We start from the raw sequence: 22,222 nt of genomic DNA, 5'->3' as shown, positions 1-22,222 counted from the left end.
GTAGGAGCGAGGCTTGCCCGCGAAGGCATTCTGAAAATCACCCCAAATTCTGTTCGGTCAACCGCTGCACCACCAACCGCCGATAATGCGACGGCGTCATGCCCTTGAGCTGCTGGAAGCGCCGGTTGAAGTTGGAGATGTTGTTGAATCCCGACTCGAAGCACACATCCGTCACCGGTTTGTCGCCATCGGCCAGCAGCTCGCAGGACTTGCTGATGCGCAGGCGATTGACGAACTCGATGAAGTTGCGCCCTGTGGCCTGCTTGAACACCCGGCTGAAATAGGTCGGCTTCATGCCCAGGTGCTCGGCCACTTCCTCCAGCGTCAGGTCCCGGGCGTAGTGGGCGAAGATGTAGTCCACCGCACGGTTGGTGCGGTCGATGTTGTGCTCGTCCGCGAGCTGCGAGGTGGTCGCGCCGGACAGCAGTTGGTAGTCGTCACAGGCCGCCAGCAACTCCAGCAGAATGAAAAAGTGCCCCAGGCGAGTCACGCCAGTGGTCTCGGCGATGCGTTGCATCAGGTCCATGGCCTTGCGGATGGTGGCCTTGCAGCGAAACTCGATGCCGTATTGCGCACGCTCCAGCAGCGGCGCCAGAGTCTTGAGTTCAGCGAACACCTGATAGCCGCTGTCGAACAGCTCATCGGTGAAGTTGACCAGCATGTCGCGCTTTTCCACCACCTCGTCCTCGGCCACCTGGCTGATCCAGTTATGGGGCAGGTTGGGGCCGGTGAGGAACAGGGTCTCGGGGTAGAAGTTGCCGATGTAGTCGCCGATGAACACCTTGCCGGAACTGGCGACGATCAGGTGCAGCTCGTACTCCTTGTGGAAATGCCAGCGCACCAGCGGGCAAGGGAAGCCGTGCTGGCGATAGATGATGGACAGGCCGTTGTGGTCGTCCATCAACTCGTAGGAAGGGTCGGTGATGCGTGCGGGTCGGTTCATGTCCGGGTGCTTTTTATTGTTATCGCTCGTTGATCGTACCGGTCAGGCGTCTTCCTTGAAGCGGTTTTTCGCCTCGATCCACTGTGCCATATATTGCGTGCTCTTGTGCTGGTGGTGGCGCAGCATGCTGCCGGTGAAGTTGTCGCGCCGGATCGCCGGCAGATCTTGCAGGCATTGCTCGATACGGTTGACCAGCGCTGGGCCATGAACGCTTTGCCGGTAACGCTTGGCCAACAGCGCGAGTCCATCGGCCTGGGCTTGCAGCCAGCGATCCTTGTCCTGATGCAGTTGCACGGCCTGCCCGGCGAATTCCCGGGCGCTGCGGGTGATCGCTCCCGGCCACGGCTCGTCGCCATGCATCGCCTCGGCGCCGATCGGTGTCGTGACATTGGGCGTGCCGCAGAGCATCGCGTCGACAATCTTGCCCTTGACCCCCGCACCAAAACGCAGAGGCGCCATGCACACCCGTGCCGCCGACATGACTTGCAGCGCGTCTTCGGCCCAGTTCATCACGTGAAAACCCTGCGCCGGGTTGTGCAGCGCGGTGGCCTTTGGTGGGGTATAGGCGCCGTAGATGTGCAATTGAGCCCCGGGGAGCTTTTCGCGGATCAGCGGCCAGATTGCGGTTTTGAGCCACAGCACCGCATCCCAGTTCGGCGCATGGCGGAAATTGCCGATGTGCAGGAAGTGCGCGCGGTCCTCGAAAGGTGCCGGAGGATCTTTCGGCAGATCGACCATTAGCGGGCACCAGTGCAGCAGGTCGCGCGGAACCTTGAACTGCTCGACCAGCAGATCGATTTCCACTTCGGAAATCATCAGGTTCAGGTCGCATCGGTAGATCGACGCGATTTCCCGCTGGGCCAGATCGGTGTCGGCCATGAACTCGAACTCTTCGCGCAGCGCCGGAGCGAACAGCTCGCTGAAGTCGTTGGCGTCGTCACTGGCCTTGAGGCGCTGCTTGAGCCGCTGGTGCCGGGCATCACGCAGGCTTTGCAGGTCCGAGCTCTCGAGTACCCGCAGAGCATTGGGGCAGTGTTTTTCCACGCGCCAGCCGAATTGCTCTTCCATCATGAAGCGATCGAACAGCACCACGTCCGGCGCCAGTTCGCTGATGAACGTGTCGAAACTGCTGTCGTTCAGCTCGATCGGCACTTCTTCGATGCCCAGCGCGCCGAGGTCCGCACGGTGTTCGCCGGAGCGGGCGGGGCTGCTGAAGGTAACGGTCCAACCCCGGTCCAGGAAGGATTCAAGGATCTGCATCATGTGCCCGCCGGCCGCGGAAGAGCGGGGCTCGGGCCAGACGTAGCCGATGACCAGGACGTGGGTTGGGCGGGGGTGGGTCATGAAGGGGTGGTTCCTTGAAGCTGAAAAGGCAGACGGTTAACAGATGGACCAGGCAATGAGTAACCTGTGGCGAGGGGGCTTGCCCCCGTTCGGCTGCGAAGCAGTCGCAAAACCTGAGTGCTCGGTTTTTCTGGAAAAATGCCGGGGCCGCTTCGCGCCCCAACGGGGGCAAGCCCCCTCGCCACAAAAGCTCTTCACCACAAAAGTAGGGTCGCTACAGAGTTCAGTAACACTCAGGCGTTATCGAGTATCCCCCTGACCTTATCCCGCAACTGATCGATCGAAAACGGCTTCCCGATCAAAAACATCCCCTGCGGTACATCGATACTCTCGGCATACCCACTGGCAAACAGGATCGGCAAGGTCGGCCGCAACGAACGTGCCTCGTTGGCCAGCTCCCGCCCATCCATGATCGGCAGGCCGACATCGGTCATCATCAGGTCGATGTGCTGGTTGACGTCCTTGAGAATCTGCAGGGCCTGCTCACTGCCGTCGGCCTCCAGCACATTGAACTCCAGTTCATCGAGCACATCGACGATCAACATGCGCACGATGGAATCGTCTTCGACGACCAGAATGGTGGAGGGATTGGCAGGCATAGTGAGCTTTCTCGAAAAAGAGTGGGCGGTCGTCGGTCGATCGAAATCGCCGACCCTATTGCATGAGTAAGTGGCGACTCCCGACAAGTTCCCGACGCGCTATAAAAAGAATAGTGCAAAGGATACCTGCTCCCATGCCGCTAGAGCAGATGAATGTAGGACTTTGCCCATAAGCCTGTGAGAAAAATGGATCCATTTGCCCGTTTTGGGGCAAACTCCGTGTTTTTCACCCGTTCAACAAGGCCTGACTATGACCACCGTGTCCTCAGTTGATGAGCAGCGTTTCCGCAAGATCCTGAGCCGCAATATCAGCCTGCCCCTGGGTGTGGGCGCCATCAGCGCAGTTTTCTTCGTGTCGCTGATCACCTACCTGTTGTCGACGATCCAGTGGGTCGAGCACACCGACCGGGTGATCAATAACGCCAATGAGGCGGTCAAACTCACGGTGGATCTGGAAACCGGAATGCGCGGTTTTCTGCTCAGCGGCGATGAAAAGTTTCTCGAACCCTATGAAACGGCCAAGCCTCGAATCGAGGTTGTGCTCAACACCTTGCTTGAATTGACCGCCGACAACACCGCCCAGACCGATCGCCTGCATCGCTTGCAGTCGTTGCAAAAGGAATGGGCGGACTATGCGCAGTCCATGATCGACTTGCAGAAAACCAGCGGCGACTACCGCAGCGCAGTGCGCACCGGTAAAGGCAAGCGCCTGACCGACGAGGTACGCAAGCAGTTCGAAGATGTGATCGACATGGAGCAGCAGTTGCGCGCCTCGCGTAACGAAGAAGTACGCCGCACCACGGTCTGGAGCATTGCCCTCTATCTGGTGTTCATCGCCGCGATCAGCGGCCTGCTGGCCTACATAGGCCGCCGCGACCTGATCAATTTGTCGCAAGAGTACGGCGCGAACCTGGCCAAACAACAAGTCAGCGCCAATCGCCTGGAACGTCAGGCCTGGCTGCGCACCGGTCAGACTGAACTGTCCGCCCAAGTCCTGGGCCAACTGTCGCTGAACCTGCTGGGGCGCAATATTTTGCAATTCTGCGCCCATTATCTGGGCAGCGCGGTGGCGGCGATCTATGTCCGCGAGGAACACGGCGGCCTGCGACGGGTGGCGTCCTACGGTTTTTCCCGCGAGCAGGAAGCCCTGGATCAGCAGATATACGCCGACGAAGGCATTGTCGGTCAGGTCGCGCAACAGGCCCGTTTGATTCGCCTGGACAGCGTGCCGGGCGATTACTTCAAGGTCAGCTCCGGTCTTGGCGAAGGCCTGCCGTGCAGCGTGGTGGTGGTACCGACCAGCGACGATGATCGGGTCAACGGCGTCATCGAACTGGGTTTCCTGCGTCCGCTGGATGATCGCGATATCGAGTTGCTGGAACTGATCGCCGGCAGCATCGGCACGTCCATCGAGGCCGCGCGCTACCGCCAGCGCTTGCAGGAAGTCCTGGCCGAAACCCAGCAGCTCAACGAAGAGCTGCAGGTGCAGCAGGAAGAACTGAAAACCGCCAACGAAGAGCTCGAAGAACAGTCGCGGATTCTCAAGGAGTCCCAGGCGCATCTGGAAACCCAGCAGGTCGAACTGGAACAGACCAACGAACAACTGGCCGAACAGGCCGAAGTCCTGGCCGAGCAGCGCGATGCCATGGACCTGAAAAACACCGAGCTGAACCAGGCCCAGGCCCAGCTCGAAGAGCGCGCCGAAGAGTTGCAGCGCTCAAGCAAATACAAGTCCGAATTCCTCGCCAATATGTCCCACGAGCTGCGCACGCCGCTGAACAGCTCGCTGATCCTGGCCAAATTGCTGGCGGAAAACCCTCAGGGCAACCTCAGCAGCGAACAGGTCACCTTCGCCGAGTCGATCTATTCGGCCGGCAACGATTTGCTGAACCTGATCAACGACATCCTCGACATTTCCAAGGTCGAGGCCGGCAAGTTGGAAATCCGTCCGGAGAGCACCAGCGTCGCGCGTCTTGTGGACGGCTTGCGCGGCATGTTCCAGCCACTGGCGGCGGACAAGCAGTTGCAGTTCACCGTCGAGTTGCTGGACGGTTCGCCGGCGACGATCTTCACCGATCGCCAGCGCCTGGAGCAGGTGATCAAGAATCTGTTGTCCAACGCGGTGAAATTCACCGAGAAGGGCAGCGTCAGCCTGAGCGTTGGCAGCGCGCCGAATCAGGGCATTGCCTTCATCGTCCGCGATTCCGGGATCGGCATTGCCGACGAGCAACAGGAAAGTATTTTCGAAGCGTTCCGCCAGGCCGACGGCACCACCAATCGCCGTTATGGCGGCACCGGGCTGGGGCTGTCGATCTCCCGGGATCTGGCGGCGTTACTCGGCGGTTCAATCAGCGTGTCCAGCGCGCCAGGGCAGGGCAGCGTGTTCACATTGGTAGTGCCGCAACAGTACGTTGAGCCGGATGACGTCGACTTCGAACCGATCCACCTGCCGCTGAAGACGCCGGCACCCAGCGCGACCTTTACGCCGGTGCAGCCATCGACCGTCGATGTCGAAATCGCGCGGTTCAACGACGACCGCGCCAAGGCGCCTTTCAACACCCGTTGCATCCTGGTGGTGGAAGACGAACCGAACTTCGCCCACATCCTTTATGACCTGGCTCACGAACTGGGTTATCAGTGCCTGGTGGCCCACGGTGCCGACGAAGGCTACGACCTCGCCCGGCAGTTCATCCCCGATGCGATCCTGCTGGACATGCGCCTGCCCGACCATTCCGGTCTGACCGTGCTACAGCGTCTGAAGGAACACGCGGAAACCCGGCACATCCCGGTGCACGTGATTTCGGTCGAGGACCGGGTGGAAGCGGCGATGCATCTGGGCGCCATCGGTTATGCCCTCAAACCGACCACCCGCGAAGAGCTCAAGGATGTGTTCGTGCGTCTGGAGGCGAAGCTGACCCAGAAGGTCAAGCGCGTGCTGCTGGTGGAAGACGATGACTTGCAGCGCGACAGCATTTCCCGGCTGATCGGCGACGAAGACATCGAGATCACCGCCGTCGGCTTCGCCCAGGAGGCGCTGGACCTGCTGCGCACCACGAGCTTCGACTGCATGATCATCGACCTCAAGCTGCCGGACATGCTCGGCGGCGACCTGCTCAAGCGCATGTCCACCGAAGACATCTGCTCGTTCCCGCCGGTCATCGTCTATACCGGACGCAACCTGACCCGGGACGAAGAGGCGGAACTGCGCAAGTATTCACGTTCGATAATCATCAAGGGCGCACGCTCGCCGGAGCGCCTGCTGGATGAGGTCACACTTTTTCTGCACAAAGTCGAATCCCGGCTGTCCCATGAACGACAGAAGATGCTCAAGACCGCCCGCAGCCGCGACAAGGTGTTCGAGGGCCGCAAAGTGCTGCTGGTGGACGACGATGTGCGCAACATCTTTGCCCTGACCAGCGCGCTGGAGCAAAAAGGCGCGGTCGTGATCATCGGCCGTAACGGTCGAGAGGCGATCGAACGTTTGAAGGAAGTCGAGGACATAGATCTGGTGCTGATGGACGTGATGATGCCGGAGATGGATGGCTATGAAGCCACCATGGAAATCCGCAAGGAAGCGCGCTGGCGCAAGCTGCCGATCATTGCGGTGACGGCAAAGGCCATGAAGGACGATCAGGAGCGCTGCCTGCAGGCCGGCGCCAACGATTACCTGGCCAAGCCGATCGACCTGGACCGGCTGTTTTCGCTGATTCGAGTATGGCTGCCGAAAATGGAACGAATCTAATTGGAAAGAAACACCGAGATCGAACTGCGCTTGCTGATCGAGGCGATCTACCTCAAGTACAGCTATGACTTTCGCGATTACTCCGGGGCGTCGATCAAGCGCCGGGTGACCCACGCGCTGAGCCAGTTCGAATGCAATACCATTTCGGCGCTTCAGGAGAAGGTCCTGCATGACCCGGCGGCGTTCATGCAGTTGCTGCAACTGCTGACGATTCCGGTCAGCGAGATGTTCCGCGATCCGTCGCACTACCTGGCGATTCGCAACGAAGTGGTGCCGCTGCTCAGGACCTATCCGTCGATCAAGGTCTGGGTGGCCGGCTGCAGCACCGGCGAAGAGGTCTACTCGTTGGCCATTCTGCTGCGCGAAGAGGGCTTGCTGGAGCGCACCATCATCTACGCCACGGACATCAATCCGCGTTCGCTGGAGAAAGCCAAGCAGGGGATTTTCTCGATGGAGAACGTCCGCGCCTACACTGCTAATTACCAGCAGGCAGGCGGCCAGCGTTCGTTCGCCGATTACTACACGGCGGCCTACGGCTACGCGATCTTCGACAAGTCGCTGTGCGAGAACGTGACGTTTGCCGACCACAGCCTGGCGACGGATAGCGTATTCTCCGAAACTCAATTAATTTCATGTCGTAACGTATTGATTTACTTCAATAAAAATCTTCAGGATCGAGCGTTCGGATTGTTTCACGAGTCCCTGTGCTACCGCGGTTTCCTGGTGTTGGGCAGCAAGGAAACCCCGGATTTTTCGGCCTTCGGCAATCAGTTCGAACCCTTGGTCAAACATGAACGGATCTACCGAAAATCATGAACGGTGCAACGGGTTTACCGTCAATTGAAGCCATTGTGATCGGCGCGTCCGCCGGGGGCGTGGAGGCGCTGTTGAGTATCCTGGGCGAACTGCGTCAGGGATTCGGGTTACCGATCATCGTGGTGCTGCACCTGCCCCATGAGCGCCGCAGCCAATTGACCGAAGTCTTCGCCCGGCGGGTTGCGCTGCCGGTGCAGGAAGCCTCGGACAAAACCGTGATTGAGGCCGGCACCCTGTATTTCGCCGCGCCCGGTTATCACCTGTCTGTGGAACTGGATCGCAGCTTTTCCCTGAGTCTGGAGGAGCGAGTGCACTATTCCCGGCCTGCCATCGATTATCTGTTCGAATCGGCTGCCGACGCCTATGGGCCGGCCCTGGCCGCTGTTCTGCTGACCGGTGCCAATCGCGATGGCGCCCATGGCCTGGCGCAGGTCAAGCGCCATGGCGGACTGACCATCGTCCAGGACCCGAATGAGGCCCAGGTCGCAACCATGCCCCAGGCGGCGCTGGACATTCATCAGCCTGATCACATTCTCCCTATCCGCGGCATCGGCCGTCTGCTTGTTGAGCTGGAACGAATCGCATGTTGAGTAATATCCAGGCCAAACTGCTGATCGTCGACGATCTGCCGGAAAATCTGTTGGCCCTCGAAGCGCTGATCAAGCGCGAAGACCGCATCGTCTACAAGGCGCAATCGGCGGACGAGGCCTTGTCGCTGCTGCTGCAACATGACTTCGCCCTGGCCATCCTCGATGTGCAGATGCCCGGAATGAACGGCTTCGAGCTGGCCGAGTTGATGCGCGGCACGGAAAAGACCCGCAGCATTCCGATCGTGTTCGTCAGCGCTGCCGGGCGCGAGCTGAACTATGCGTTCAAGGGTTATGAAAGCGGCGCCGTGGACTTCCTGCACAAGCCGCTGGACATCCATGCGGTCAAGAGCAAGGTCAACGTGTTCGTCGAGTTGTACCGCCAGAGCAAGGCCATGCAGCAACAGGTCGAAGCGCTGGAGCATAGCCGCCGCGAGCAGGAAACGCTGCTGGGGCAATTGCAAAGTACGCAGTTGGAGCTGCAGCAGGCCGTGCGCACCCGCGATGACTTCATGTCTATCGTCGCCCACGAAGTGCGCACGCCGCTCAATGGCCTGATCCTCGAAACCCAGCTGCGCAAGATGCACCTGGCCCGGGATAACGCCGCGGCGTTCACCCTCGACAAGATGCGCGCCATGGTCGACCGCGATGAGCGGCAGATCAAAAGCCTGATCCGGCTGATCGAAGACATGCTCGATGTGTCGCGCATTCGCACCGGCAAGCTGTCGATCCGCCCGAATTGTTTCGACCTGACGGTGCTGGTACGTGCGCTGTTACAAAATTTCGCCCAGCAGATCGAGGCCGCCGAGGCCTCGGTTTCCCTGGAGGCCAGCGAGCCGGTGGTCGGCAACTGGGATGAATTTCGCATCGAGCAGGTGATTTCCAACCTGCTGACCAACGCCTTGCGCTACGGTGCCAAGAGCCCGATCCAGGTGAAGGTCTACAGTGAGGACGGCGAAGCCCGGGTGGAAGTGCGGGATTTCGGGATCGGCATCAGTGAAGAGAACCAGCAACGGATTTTCCAGCAGTTCGAGCGGGTCACGGCTAAACACGCCGTCGCCGGACTGGGCCTGGGATTGTTTATTTCCGAGCAGATCGTGACCGCCCATGGCGGCACCATTACCGTCGAAAGCCGGATTGGCGAAGGCGCCCTGTTTCGCGTTTGTCTGCCGCTGTAGGAAAACAGCCCGATAAACGCAACCTCTGATCGACCGCAAGGTCGTATCAGCAGCTATTGAACGAACAAAGGCTTCCCATGAGTGAAGATGCACAAGATGTAGTACTCGTCGTCGAAGACGAGCCGGTTATCCTGATGGTGTTGACCGACTATCTGTCGGGGCAGGGGTATCGTGTGCTACAGGCGGAAAACGGCGAACAGGCATTCGAGATCCTCGCCACCAAACCCCATCTGGATATGTTGATCACCGATTACCGCCTGCCCGGCGGCATCTCCGGCGTACAGATCGCCGAACCCGCGGTAAAGCTGCGACCGGACCTGAAGGTGATTTTCATCAGCGGCTACGCCAAGGAAATCCGCGAGACCGGCAGCCCCATTACCCAAAAGGCGCCGATCCTGGAAAAGCCGTTCGACCTGGATGTGTTGCAGGAGATCATGCAGGATTTGTTGTCCTGATTCTCTAAAGCACCTTGTAGGAGCGAGGCTTGCCCGCGAAGAGGCCGGCAGATTCAACATCTTCATCGCCTGACATACCGCCTTCGCGGGCAAGCCTCGCTCCTACAAATAACTTCGGTTGTTTGGTGGTTTTGCATACACCACAAGACCTGTAGGAGCGAGGCTTCGCCCGCGAAGAGGCCGGCAGATTCAACATCTTCAGCGCCTGACATACCGCCTTCGCGGGCAAGCCTCGCTCCTACAGATGTTGGTGGGTCAGGCCCTGACCATCTCTCGCACCTTCGCCGTCAACAGGTCGAAGGTGAACGGCTTGGTGATCATCTGCATGCCAGAATCCAGGAACCCGGCGCGCACCGCCGCGTGTTCGGCGTAGCCGGTGATGAACAGCACCTTCAGCAGCGGCCGATGTTGCCGGCCGATTTCCGCCAGTTGTCGGCCGTTCATCCCCGGTAGCCCGACATCGCTGATCATCAGGTCAATTCTTTGTTCCGATTCGAGAATCGGGATCGCACCGTCGGCATCGCCGGCTTCGACAAAGGCATAGCCAAGCTCGCTCAGCACCGTGCAAACGAGCACCCTTACCGCCGGATCATCCTCCACGATCAGCACCGTTTCGCCGTGTTGGGCGAACAGCGGATGCGGATTCTCCACGGGCTGCGCCTCGGGCAGTTCGCCGCCGTAGCGGGGCAGATACAGCCTGACCGTGGTGCCTTTCCCCACTTCGCTCTCAATGGCGACATGCCCGCGCGATTGCTTGGTGAAGCCATAAATCATCGATAACCCAAGCCCGGTGCCCTGGCCGATGGGCTTGGTGGTGAAGAACGGATCGAACACCCGATTGATCGTCGCTTGCGGTATGCCGCAACCGTTGTCGCTGACACTGAGCACCACGTAATCGCCCGGCTCGAGATTCTTGTGAAATTGCGTGAAGTCCGCGTCCAGATACTGGTTGGAGGTTTTCACCACCAGCTTGCCGCCATCGGGCATGGCGTCGCGGGCGTTGATCACCAGATTGAGCAGGGCGCTTTCCAGTTGATTGGGATCGGCTTCGGCCACCCACAAGCGCTCGCTCAATTGCATGTCCAGGTGAATGCTTTCGTCGATGCTGCGCTGCAACAACTCACCCATGGCCACCACCAGGGTGTTCATTTCCACGGGTTGCGAGTCCAGGGACTGCCGCCGGGAAAATGCCAGCAGCCGATGAGTCAGGCCGGCGGCGCGGTTAGCGGAAGTAACGCCCAGATCGATCAGACTTTCCAAATCGTCCAGACGCCCTCGGGCCAGGCGCCGGCGCAGTAACTCGAGGCTGCCGATTATCCCGGTCAGCATGTTGTTGAAGTCGTGGGCGATACCGCCGGTGAGCTGGCCGACCGCTTCCATCTTCTGCGACTGGCGCAGCACCTCTTCGTTATGCCGCAACTGGGCGGTGCGTTCTTCGACCTGTTGCTCCAGGGTTTCCATGGTGTTTTTCAGGCGCAACTCGCTCTGGCTCAAGTCCACCAGGCGATCCCGCGCCTCGTACTGTCGGCGGCGCCCACGCAAGGCGGTGGTCACCAGACTGATCAGGGTAACCGGATGGAAAGGGCGCTCAAGGAACGTAACATTGCCCAGATGCGGGCCAAGACGCGAGGCCGGGCTCTTTTCCGGACCTCCATGATGGGTAAACAGCACGATGGGCAGGTCGGACCAGGCCGGCTGCTGGTCGATCAGTCTGATCAGCGGCTCCAGGTCCTGGCCCAGTAGCGCCTCCAGGGACATCAGCAGCACACCCGCGCCCTGTTCCAACTCGTGGCACAGTTCAAGCAGGCTGCGGCTGATGATCCCATCGAAACCCGCTTCGTTGAGGATCATCAGCGCAATCTGACCGTCGCGACCCATTGGCGCGAGAATGATCGCGCGCTCGGAGGTGGTTTTCTGCGACGTCACGGATGAATATCCTGGAGCAATGGCGCTCCCGACCCCACATAAGTCGGGATGCCCCGCAATACACCCTGGAATGCATCAAGCGGTTTACCGATGGTCATGCCTTGCGCATTGATCTGGTATTCGCGAATGGTCGATTCATGGCTGCCGGTGCGTTTCTTGATGATCGAAATGGCCCGACGTACCTTGCCCAGTGCCTCGAAGTAACGCAGCAGAATTACCGTGTCGGCCAGATAGGTGATGTCCACCGGCGCCTGCATGTCACCGACCAGACCATGTTGGGCGACGGTCATGAAGGTCGCGGCGCCCTTGCGGTTCAGGTACAGCAACAGCTCGTGCATGTGGAGAACCAGGGCGTTTTCCTCGGGCATCGCCGCTTGATAACCGTTGAGGCTGTCGATGACCACCGTCCTGATCTCGTCCTTGTCCACGGCGCGCCGGACCCGGTGGGAAAACTCGCCGGGGGACAGTTCCGCGGCGTCAACCTGCTCGATCAGCAGATTGCCAGTAGCTTGCAGGGCAGCGAGGTCGATGCCCAGGTGGTTCATGCGTTCGAACAGCAGGCCGAGTTCTTCATCGAACACGAACAGCGCGGCTTTTTCACCCCGTGCCACGGCGGACGCGGCGAATATCATTGCGATAAGTGATTTGCCGGTGCCCGCCGGACCGAGAATCAGGGTGCTGGATCCGGTTTCGATACCGCCGCCAAGCAGCGAGTCCATCTCGGCAATGCCGCTGGTCAACTGCTCGCGCAGATAGACGCCACGGTGTTCGGCAGCGACCAGACGCGGGAACACATGAACGCCATCGGCCATGATGGTGAAGTCGTGAAAGCCGCCACGGTATTTCTGTCCACGGTACTTGACCACGCGGATGCGGCGCCGTTCAGCACCGTAGTTGGGCGTCAACTCTTCCAGGCGAATCACCCCGTGGGCCACGCTGTGCACGGTTTTATCCAGGGATTCGGTGGTCAGGTCGTCCAACAGCAGCACCGTCGCGTCGTAACGGACGAAGTAGTGCTTGATCGCGAGAATCTGCCGGCGATAACGCAGGGAGCTCTGCGCCAGCAGGCGGATCTCGGACAGGCTGTCGAGCACCACCCGGGTTGGCTTGACGCGCTCGACCACTTCGAAAATCTGCTTGGTGGCTTCGCCCAGTTCCAGATCCGATGAATACAGCAATGTTTGCTGGTGATCGGTATTGAGCAGGTCCTCCGGCGGCGTCAATTCGAAAATGTGCACGTCTTCGGACAATTCCCAGCCATGGGATCGCGCACCTTGGCGCAGCTCACGCTCCGTTTCGGACAGAGTGATGTACAACGAGCGTTCGCCGGCGCGGGCGCCGGCCAGTAGAAAATGCAAAGCGACGGTGGTTTTGCCGGTTCCAGGCTCGCCTTCGAGCAGGAACACATGGCCACGGGATAGCCCGCCATCGAGAATGTCGTCCAGGCCTTCAATGCCGGTGGCGGCTTTTGCGCTGATCAACTCGTTGGATGTAGACAAGAAATGCCCTCTCAGTAACCAGGGAAACGAGGCAGCCTGATTGGACTGCCTGTTTGTCTTGACCGTTGGTCGTCGTGAGCGTTCAACATTTTTTACTGTAGGAGCAAGCTTGCTCGCGATGGAGAACACCGATAACGCGGGGTGTCAGGTTTCCCGCGTTATCGTTAACGACCATCGCGAGCATGCTCGCTCCTACAGGGACGGGTTACAGCCCTTGCTGGAGGGCAGGATCATCCGGATTCATCTGCTCCAGCTGTGCCAGCAATATCTGCACATTCTGCAACTGCCCGCTTTCCTTCCAGTAGTTGATCAGCAACACCCGCGCCCGGCGATCGTTGGGATGACGCTGGACGATTTCCTGCAACTGCTTCTGCGCCGCCTCCAGCTCCTGTTCATCGTGCAGCGTGGTTGCCAGGTCATAGCGGTAATCCTTGTTGTTCGGCTCAAGCTCAACGGCCTTGGACAAGCCTAGCAGGGCAAATTCGCTTTGATCGTGATGCAGCAGCCACATGCCGAGGGCATGTTGCAAATAGGCGGAATCGGGCTGCGCCTTCAGCTGTCTGGCCAGCAATTCACGAGCTGCTTCGCTCTGGCCCTGGCGGTCCAGTACGTCAATCTGCATCACCAGCGCGGGCAGGTTGTCCGGCGCCAGTTGCAAGGTCTTGTCCAGTTCCTGCTGCGCCTGCTTGAGTTCGGCGTTGTGCAAATACAGGCGCGCCAGCTGGTAGTGGTTCTCGGCACTCTGCGGAGCGTTCTTGAGCACCTGCTGCCAGGCATCGATGGCCTGTTCCAACGGGCCGAAATACAGACCGAGATCATCCGGCGACAGCCCCAGCAACGCATTGACCGCCGCCAGCCGCACGTCCTGATCGCTGTCATCGAGCAACGGCCCGAGCAGCAAGCTGCGTTGACCGCTGGGCACCAGGCCGCTGATGCTCTTGATCGCTGCGATTCGCACTTCGGGCGCTTCGTGCTGCAAATCCGCATCCGCCAGCTTCAGCGCCACCGAGCTTGGGTAATTGGGCAGTTCGGCATGCAGCCACACCCGGCGCTTGGGCGAAATGTCCGGACGCCCCAATTGCTGATAAAGCACCCGCGCAGCTCCTGGCTGACCGTTGCGGGCTGCCGTCAACGCTTCGCTGAAACCACGCTTGATCGCCTCGGGCACCACCGGCGTCGTGCTGCGCAGGAAAAACCACGCAAGGCCGATGACGAGCAGGGCGCAGAGGCTGATAAGCAGTAAACGGCGAGACTTGGGCATGCAAAATCCGTGGCATGGGCGGCGGAAAAAGGTTGTCAGCTTTTATCAGACTGCGGCTGGAGTCAAACCTTCGCAGGTTTTGTGTCGGATACGAATTGTCATGAAGGGGTGGAATAGGCGGTTTTTGGAAGATGTTTTTGGAGGCGATCACCATGCTTAAGCGCTGAATCAGCAGATATGGAAAGTCACTCAGTGCATCCCCTTCGCAACACAACTGCCAGCGCCACCTCACCGTTGCTCATGGCTGCCAATGGTCCAATCGAATCCTCCTCAATCTCCAGAGCATTGCTGCGAGCGAGCAATAATGGCGCCTGCACTCTGGAAAGTCTCATCGCAGGGATGACTGCAAAGACAACAGACATTCCTCCTCCAGTACTGGCACGCGATTCGTTCAAGGCAAGGGAAGGAGGATTCCTGGATCAGAAGGAGGTCGATGAAAGGTGGTCTGAACTCCTCGCGAAATTAAGGACGAAGACAGTGTCCGAAGCGGAAGTTCTGGATGTTCTGAAAAGCGGAATTCTGCAAAGTAAAACGGGAAAAATCATCGCAGGGTTGTTTGCGCAGGCAATGCCCGATTCGATCCAGCCAGTTGGGTCATTGAGCAGCGCGCGCCTGGAAGAAATCGCGGACGTCGTTTGCCATTTGGCTCCGGAAAAATGGTTAAGCGCGTTGGGAGAAAGCGACATATTTCCCAGTGGGCTGCAAAAAGTGGACAGCGTAATCGGGTTCATCCAGTCGCAGCTGGATCGATCCAGAGTCGAGCGGGACGAACGAATTTCCAACCGAGAGCTGGTTTCCGATCGCGAATGGGACACGCTGAAAAAGCTCAGGGAGCAAGGCGAACAATATATCGGCAAGGATGAAGTCGCACTCCATAAAGCCAGGCTTGCGCTGCAGCCGGATGATGAGCTGGATTTTCGGCCTTCACCGAAGGAGGCACACGCTCGACTCGACGCATTTGCCAGCCGTCTGATTGCTCGCCGTCTTGAACCTGATAATCCGAAGCGAATTCGCTGGACGCAGCGCTATGAAGCGCAGGTGAAGGAACTGCGCGACCAATTGAAACCCGATGCGAGTTCCGAAAAAGGCGGCTGGCTGCACGGCCCGAGTTGGCTGGAAGGCTTGAGAGGGCGCCCGAACGCCTCGGCGGCGCAACCACCGTCAGAGGAAGCCCAGAAGCCTACGGAGTTGCTGGAAACCCTTCAGGCGTTCGAACGGTATTCGGATTTTTACCTGGACGTCGCCACTGGCGATTCGGGCATTCCAGACGGCTGGTTTGCCAAGGTGTTGTACATCTGCAACGCGCTTCATTCCATCAACGCCCTGACATTGAATAGCAGCCATATCACGACCCGGCCCGGCCCAAGGCCAAGCGGCGATGCCTGGAAGAATGGCGCGACAGATTTTTTCAAGTCGCCGCTCGGACCTGATAGTGAACAGCCGGCAAACGAAGTCGATCCAGCGGCGTTGCTGGAGCAGTTCGCTACCAAAGTGGATGCGCTTCTCGATCAGGTTGCTCGCAATATGCTGCCGTGGGACAGCGCAGAGGCCTATACAGTATTGGAGTTGGCGGATCCGCTTCGGAGTACATACAGGCCTACTACGGTGGCTTCACCCGGTTACCTTGCCCAACTGCAGGTCGAACTGAGTGATTTGCTTGGCCGAGTGAGCGGGACTCTCCTGACTACGGGGGCAGCGGTGCTCACTAAAACCGGGGATCTGATTGAGGCCAATCCAGGAAAAACGGCAGGTCTGTTCGCCCTGTATATGCTGTTGAGTGACATCTGCACATCCTGGCTCCTGCCCGAGCCAGAAGAAGAACTGTTCGATCCTTTGAGCGGACTTTTCCCGGGCCCTGATCTCGAACCTGATGAAACGGACATTACCGAAATCAACATCATGGAAGGACTTGCAGACCTGTTTCTGGATGTGCCGGAACTGGAAATAGCGGTAACAGACCTTGTCAACAAGTCCGAATACCCCGATCGCGATGACGACCCGCAACTGATCGAGAACATCCAGGCTGTATTACGACAACCGGTACCCGGTAACCAAAATGTCACTTTCCAGGACTGTATCGATGCAGTGGTCGAAAGGGCGGCTGTCGACGCGCACGACGAATGGGAGGATGAGTCCTACAACCCAGCCCAGGCTTATCTGTTGGCGGCTGAAAGCCCTGAAACAGTTCGGAACAGAAGCAGCCTGAACAGCGATGATTCGGTTTCTCCCAATAGCAAGACTTCAGAGAGCGGCGCAGCCGTACGTTCCTCCGCGCAGTTGCTGATCCAGGCGGGAATGCAGGCATCGGACGCCAAAATTCGGGTGAAGCAAAACAGAAAACTTGCACCCGGAATAACGGTTCGGCACGTGGCCGACAAGTTTATCGGCGTCCTCAACGAAGTCCGAACGGTGTCCAGTCCCGCTTTGTTCATGAATACGCTCATTGAAAAGACGATATCGAGCTCCGACCTGCCGCAAGATATCAAATCAACCATCAGTGCCAAGACGAAGATTGTTGTGGAATTCAATACGCCGAGGCCGGTAGCAAGTCCCGGTAATTATTTTCCAAACAACAATCGCCGATACAAGGAGTACACCCTCGTCGATCTCTTCGCCGGGCAGCACGAGCGGGCAAAACTGCCTCGTGAGGTGACAACCATATTTTGGCCGCCTCGATATACAGAGGGCTTCAAGAAAGCTGTCGCGGATAACGATTTTCCGGAGTTGTTCAAGGAGAACGCCGAGAGGGTAGTTGCAAATCCGCAGGTTGCGCAATTATGGAAGTCCAGTAAAGAAATGGAGTTGAAACAAGCGGTCGATCATTACTTGCGTGGCAGCAACGCTACGGCGTTGGGGAAAAACACCGCCGATGGTTTTCTGAAAGGGCAAGTAAAAGCGCGAGCTTTTTCTTTGGTCAACGGTCCATTGAGTGGGGCCGATCCTGTTTCCAATGCCGTTTACTTGTTTCCCACCCAGGGATCAACTGGCCTGTTTGTTTTCCTTGGCGTTGACAGCAAGGTGATTGAGTGCCCCCCGGATTTATTTGTGAGGGGCGGGCGTTCAATTGAAGAGTTTCCCGAGCTCAGTCAAGCGTTATCCAGAGGAATAACGATGAAAGCATTTCTAGGGAGAGGTGAAGATGATTTCAAATACAGTCAGGGGGCATTCAAGCTGAATGAGCCGCATTGGACTGATTTTTTTCGTTTTCTCTTTCCCGCAATTATCAAATCAGTAAAAACCATCAAGTTGCCTTATTGGCCGGTCATATACGAAGGGTTTGAGGCGCCTGATTTCGATCTCTTCGACGATCTTTACCGGCGGCAGACCGCAAAGCTGTTATCAGACATCGACACGTTGACTTCGACCGAAACCGAGCGCAATACCGACTTCCTGATCGAACTGCTCAGCGACACGCTGGGGATGCTGTCGATATGCGCCGGCAAGCCGGAAGGCGGCGCGCTTTTGAAGGCGCTGTCCGTGCTGTTCGGCGTGGGTTCGTCTGCGGCGGAATATGCGCGTGGTGAAATGAATGATGACCCCAAGCACTCGGCACAGCATCAGGCCAATGGCTTGCGTGGGGCAGTATTCGAACTGGTAGCGCCATTTGCCGGAAAGCTTCTGGGAAAAGGGATTTCATATGCGCAAAGAAAAGACATTGCCGCTACGGTTCTGGAGCGTTTGAAGGCTTTGGGGCATCTTCCTCCGGAGGTTGTCAAGCATTTACCAAAGTTCGATTTACCAAAGCTGGTAGTGAACGCCAATAAAAAATTGCCGAAATGGATTCCACCCGTATTCAAGGGCAAGGAAGAAATCAACAGAGTGTTGAAAAGCAGATTCAAAGATGATCTCGTTATTAACAAACTGAATAAGCTGCACAAAGGCCACCAGTATGCCCAACGACTGATGGACAGCACGGGTACCACTTACTTTCTGAATGAAAAAGCCGGGTATGTTCGTCAGGGGTTCCTCATGCGTGGCGATATGCGAGCGCCGAAAGAAGTGTTTGCCGAGGGTTTCAAGCTCCGGACGGAAATTACGGATGTCAGGCAAGTGAACGGTATGAATGGCGGCTTCGGCGGTGGAAAGAACGCGCTGGACCCGGATGGCATGGGTATTTCTACCTCCGGCATCTACAAACAAGGCAATGTGGGGGCTCATTTTTATGGTGATGGGCGAGACGGGTATACATACCTGATCGACTACAGAGGCAATGCCGGCTTCAGTCTGTATGAGAACCACAATTTTGCGTCCGCAAAACCCTCCAAAATCGGCTTCAAACCGTTGGAGATCAATATTGGTGAGGACATCCCGGGTTCGCTGATTGTTGGGGCTTACGATAAAACAGGAAAATTCATACCCAACGTCGCGGCATTGAAACGTAGCAAAGCGTACAGCAATCCCGATCCGTTCGCGGTTCCGCTTCCGTTCAAGTGGGCAGTGAAGAGCAAGGAGTTCAATAGCACTTCTTCCGCATAGGGCGTACCCATCGGGCGGCGATTCGACACACAAATCTGCCACCCCTCCACCCAGTGACTAAGCTTGCTGGAAATGTCTTGACGAGCATTTCCATGCAAGCGCTCCTCCCGTATTTCAAGGCGCTCATCCACCCCGGTCGCGGGGTGTTGCTGTTTGCCTTGAGAACCATCACCGCCGGCTTGCTGACCCTGTACCTGGCGTTCCTGTTCGATCTCGACCAGCCCAAGTGGTCGATCATGGCCGTGGTGATAGTCAGTCAGCCCCTGGCCGGCATGGCCCTGGCCCGCAGTTTCGGGCAGATGATCGGCACTACCGTGGGCGCGGCGGTGGCGGTGGTGATCATGGCGATCTTTCCCCAGGCGCCGGTGCCGTTTCTGATCACGCTGTCGCTGTGGCTGGCATTGTGTACCGCCGGCGGCACGCTGTTGCGCTACACCAGTTCCCAGGCGTTCGTGCTCAGTGGCTATACGGCGGTGGTGGTGGGGTTGCTGGCGGTGCCGGATCAGGACGGCACCTTCCTACTGGCGGTAACCCGAGTCACCGAGACCTTGCTGGCTGTGGCCTGCGTCTGTGTGGTGAGCCTTTTGACCGCGCGGCCGGAGGCGGTGGCCAAGGACTACTTCACCCGCATCGATCAAGTGATCAAGCTGCTGGCGACCCATGCCTGCGCGGTGATCCGCACGGAGGAAAGCGAGACCGACTTTCACAATCGGCAGATGCAATTGCTCGGGCAGATCAGCGCGCTGGAAGGGGTGCGCCGGCATTTGTATTACGACGCGCCGCGGTTGCGCAGTGCCGACGATCTGGTGCAATTGCTCGGCAACCAGCTGCTGTTGCTGACCGCACGACTCACCGCGCTGCGCCATCAGCGGGAACTGTTGCTGGCCCGCTGGCAGGGCAAGATTCCCGACGAGATCCAGCAATTGCTCAGTGAAGAACTGGTGTTTCTCGATGAGCTCGCGAAACAGGGCCGAGCGCTGTCCACCGAGCAGCGCCGTCAGTTCGCCGCCTTGCAGCAGCGTTTCGACGCCTTGGCCTATCGGGCCGAACAGCTGACCGAACCTTTGAAACCCACCTTGCGCTCGCTGTCCTGGTCATTGCGCTGGGAACAGGCGCGCATGCTGCAGCAACTGGAAACCATTCTGGAACTGGCCGATGCGATCCAGAGTGGTCGCAAGGCCAGCAGCATGTATCGCGGCCAGGCCAACCCGCTGCACCTGGATTTCACCCTGGCGGCGATGAACGCCATCCGCGCCTATTGCGCGCTGATGGTGGCGGGTTTCATCTGGATCGAGACCGGTTGGGATGGCGCTCGGGGCGGGATGATCGTGACCGGGATTTTATGTTCTTTGATGGCGACGTTTCCCAGGCCTTTGATGGCGGCACAGAGCTTCGCCAGAGGAATGTGGATTGCGCTGGTGGCGTCGGCGCTGTTGCAGTTCGCGCTCGTGCCGATGATCAGCGATTTCGAGCTGTTGGCCTTGCTCCTGGCGCCATTGCTGTATGCGGTTGCCGTAGGGCTGTCGAGCCCGCCAACCACCGGCACCGGGATCGGCCTGGGGCTGATCACGCTGTTGATGCTGGGGCCGCAGAACACCGGATTGGGTCAGAACACGGCCATTCAATGGTTTGAGTTCGCCGGTGCTTATATCTGCGCCGTCACCTTGGCGCTGAGCGTGTATGCGCTGATTTTTCCTTTCAGGCCGGTGCTACGCATTCGTCGTTTGCATCAAGAAAACTGCGAGCAGGTTTACGCCTTGCTCAAGTTGCAGCCCACCGATCAGAACCAGTTTGCCTTCGAAAGCCGGATGGTCGATCGCCTGACCGCGATGCTGGGATTATTGCCGGCCATTCAGGACAAAGCGGCACGGGATTTGTTTCAAGTGAGCCTGGGTTGTCTGGCACTGGGTACGGCCTTGAACCAGCTCAGGCAGCAGGCGCGAAACAACGTTCTGCTGAATCCGCAACTGCAAACACGACTGACGGATACCGTTCGCGAAACCGGGCGACTCGTTGCCGGTCGGCCAGGGATTGAGGTCGACCGCGTGCTGGGTGACCTTCACGTCCTCGGCGATGAACTCGATACGCTGCACTCCAGCGTCCATGAGCATTTATGGTCAGTTTTCCGCATGCGCGTGGCGCTGTTGATTGTGGTGTCGTTCCTCGAACGTCACCGTGGCCATTTCGACCCCGCCATCGCACAACAGGAGGTGCCGAGCCTTGCCCATTGATCTGGAACTGGGCGGTGTCTACCTGCCGCCGATTGCCCAGGCGCTGCTGCTGGGTTTGCCGATTTTCCTGGTGCTGGACTGGATCCTGCGGCGCGTTGGCGTGTTGCAGTTCGTCTGGCATGAAGCCTTGTTCGAAGGCGCCTTGTACGCCTGTGTGTGCGCGACGCTGATTCTGCTGATGGGAGCCTGATGCCTTGAAGAAGATCCTTGCCCAATTCACGACACTGGCGGTAGTGGCACTGGCGTTCGTGCTCGGCTGGTTCGCCTGGGAGCACTATACCCGGGCGCCCTGGACACGGGATGCGCGGGTGCGGGCTGATGTGGTGACCCTGTCCGCCGACGTGGCCGGGCGCATCGTCAATCTGGGCGTGCAGGATAACCAGCACGTGGAGAAGGGCCAGCTGCTGCTGGAAATCGACCCCTCGCGTTATGCCCTGGCGGTGGATCACGCCAAGCGTTCGGTTGAGGTGGCCAAGGCTTCGCTGGGGCAGTCGGAGGCCACGATCGTTTCAAGTCAGGCGTTGCTGCGTCAGCGTCAGAGCGAGGAACGCCGGCGCCGGACGCTCAAGGAACGTTCGGCGATTTCCGGGGAGGAGTGGGAGAAGTCCAATACCGAGGTGGCGGTGGCCCAGGCGGATTTGTTGCGCAATCAGGCCAATCTGGGGTTCGCCCAGGCCAACGTGCAACTGGCAATCGCCGCGCTGGCCGAGGCCGAGCACGATCTGGAGCGGACCCGGGTCGAGTCGCCGGTCAGCGGTTACGTGACCAATCTGCTGACTCGCCAGGGTGACTACGCCACGGCCGGTGGACCGTTGGTGGCGCTGGTGGACAGCGATTCGTTTTATGTCAGTGGTTACTTCGAAGAGACCAAGCTGCCGCGAATAGGCGAGGGCGATCGGGTGGATATCGAGTTGATGAGCGGCGAGCGCTTCGGCGGCACCGTGGAAAGCATCGCCTTCGCCATCGCCGACCGCGAAAACCTCCCAGGCGGGCGCCTGCTGGCCAACATCAATCCCAGCTACACCTGGGTCAAACTGGCCCAGCGGGTGCCGGTGCGGATCAGGATCGATGCTGATTACGAGGGCAAGGACAAATTGCGGGCGGGGACGACAGCCACAGTGACCGTTCAGGAAACCCGCAACTCCGAAAATCACCGCTAACCCCC

15 protein-coding genes are annotated in these 22,222 nt (G+C 58.7%); 9 read left to right on the top strand and 6 right to left on the bottom strand.

Going from position 1 to position 22,222, the window contains the following annotated elements; all coding sequences use genetic code 11:
• Positions 1-37 precede the first annotated feature (37 nt).
• The 3 genes from K9857_RS22015 to K9857_RS22005 all read right to left on the bottom strand — a co-directional run bounded on the left by K9857_RS22015 (position 38) and on the right by K9857_RS22005 (position 2,886).
• Entirely contained in the window at positions 38-943 is a 906-nt protein-coding gene (locus K9857_RS22015) for an AraC family transcriptional regulator (protein ID WP_224539259.1), read from the bottom strand.
• A gap of 42 nt (positions 944-985) precedes the next feature.
• On the bottom strand, positions 986-2,287 hold the full coding sequence (locus tag K9857_RS22010; RefSeq protein WP_224539257.1) for a glycosyltransferase: 1,302 nt from the start codon (positions 2,285-2,287) through the stop codon (positions 986-988).
• A gap of 233 nt (positions 2,288-2,520) precedes the next feature.
• Positions 2,521-2,886, bottom strand: coding sequence for a response regulator (locus K9857_RS22005; protein WP_224539254.1), 366 nt, complete (start codon positions 2,884-2,886; stop codon positions 2,521-2,523).
• A 250-nt stretch (positions 2,887-3,136) separates the two neighbouring features.
• On the opposite strand from K9857_RS22005, the gene K9857_RS22000 reads away from it, so the two are divergent.
• From K9857_RS22000 to K9857_RS21980, 5 genes are all read left to right on the top strand, one after another.
• The gene (locus K9857_RS22000; RefSeq protein WP_224539252.1) at positions 3,137-6,628 is read left to right on the top strand and encodes a response regulator; all 3,492 of its coding nucleotides are present in this window, start codon (positions 3,137-3,139) and stop codon (positions 6,626-6,628) included.
• A complete protein-coding gene (locus tag K9857_RS21995) occupies positions 6,629-7,444 on the top strand; it encodes a CheR family methyltransferase (protein ID WP_224539250.1) in 816 nt (271 codons plus the stop codon).
• Positions 7,441-8,034, top strand: coding sequence for a chemotaxis protein CheB (locus tag K9857_RS21990; RefSeq protein WP_224539248.1), 594 nt, complete (start codon positions 7,441-7,443; stop codon positions 8,032-8,034). The genes K9857_RS21995 and K9857_RS21990 overlap by 4 nt, the downstream gene beginning before the upstream one ends.
• The gene (locus tag K9857_RS21985; RefSeq protein ID WP_224539246.1) at positions 8,028-9,209 is read left to right on the top strand and encodes a hybrid sensor histidine kinase/response regulator; all 1,182 of its coding nucleotides are present in this window, start codon (positions 8,028-8,030) and stop codon (positions 9,207-9,209) included. Before K9857_RS21990 ends, K9857_RS21985 begins: the two co-directional genes overlap by 7 nt.
• A gap of 77 nt (positions 9,210-9,286) precedes the next feature.
• A complete protein-coding gene (locus K9857_RS21980) occupies positions 9,287-9,664 on the top strand; it encodes a response regulator (RefSeq protein ID WP_224539244.1) in 378 nt (125 codons plus the stop codon).
• Between the two features lie 255 nt (positions 9,665-9,919).
• Here the strand turns inward: K9857_RS21980 and K9857_RS21975 are convergent, their stop codons facing one another.
• The 3 genes from K9857_RS21975 to K9857_RS21965 all read right to left on the bottom strand — a co-directional run bounded on the left by K9857_RS21975 (position 9,920) and on the right by K9857_RS21965 (position 14,350).
• On the bottom strand, positions 9,920-11,542 hold the full coding sequence (locus K9857_RS21975; RefSeq protein ID WP_263487982.1) for an ATP-binding protein: 1,623 nt from the start codon (positions 11,540-11,542) through the stop codon (positions 9,920-9,922).
• Between the two features lie 44 nt (positions 11,543-11,586).
• Positions 11,587-13,089: an ATPase domain-containing protein gene (locus K9857_RS21970; protein WP_224539240.1), complete on the bottom strand. Its 1,503-nt coding sequence runs from the start codon at positions 13,087-13,089 to the stop codon at positions 11,587-11,589.
• A 205-nt stretch (positions 13,090-13,294) separates the two neighbouring features.
• A complete protein-coding gene (locus tag K9857_RS21965) occupies positions 13,295-14,350 on the bottom strand; it encodes a tetratricopeptide repeat protein (protein ID WP_224539238.1) in 1,056 nt (351 codons plus the stop codon).
• A gap of 192 nt (positions 14,351-14,542) precedes the next feature.
• Here K9857_RS21965 and K9857_RS21960 point away from each other — a divergent pair, with 192 nt between their 5' ends.
• From K9857_RS21960 to K9857_RS21945, 4 genes are all read left to right on the top strand, one after another.
• Complete coding sequence (locus K9857_RS21960; RefSeq protein ID WP_224539237.1) at positions 14,543-18,826, top strand: hypothetical protein; 4,284 nt, start codon at positions 14,543-14,545, stop codon at positions 18,824-18,826.
• Positions 18,827-18,918: 92 nt separating this feature from the next.
• On the top strand, positions 18,919-21,057 hold the full coding sequence (locus K9857_RS21955) for an FUSC family protein (RefSeq protein ID WP_224539236.1): 2,139 nt from the start codon (positions 18,919-18,921) through the stop codon (positions 21,055-21,057).
• Positions 21,047-21,247, top strand: coding sequence for a DUF1656 domain-containing protein (locus K9857_RS21950; protein ID WP_175376283.1), 201 nt, complete (start codon positions 21,047-21,049; stop codon positions 21,245-21,247). Before K9857_RS21955 ends, K9857_RS21950 begins: the two co-directional genes overlap by 11 nt.
• Before the next feature lie 4 nt (positions 21,248-21,251).
• Complete coding sequence (locus K9857_RS21945) at positions 21,252-22,217, top strand: HlyD family secretion protein (protein ID WP_224539235.1); 966 nt, start codon at positions 21,252-21,254, stop codon at positions 22,215-22,217.
• Positions 22,218-22,222: the final 5 nt, after the last annotated feature.

Source organism: Pseudomonas sp. REP124, assembly GCF_020164475.1.
Lineage (GTDB): Bacteria > Pseudomonadota > Gammaproteobacteria > Pseudomonadales > Pseudomonadaceae > Aquipseudomonas.
This window is presented reverse-complemented; position numbering and strand designations above follow the sequence as displayed.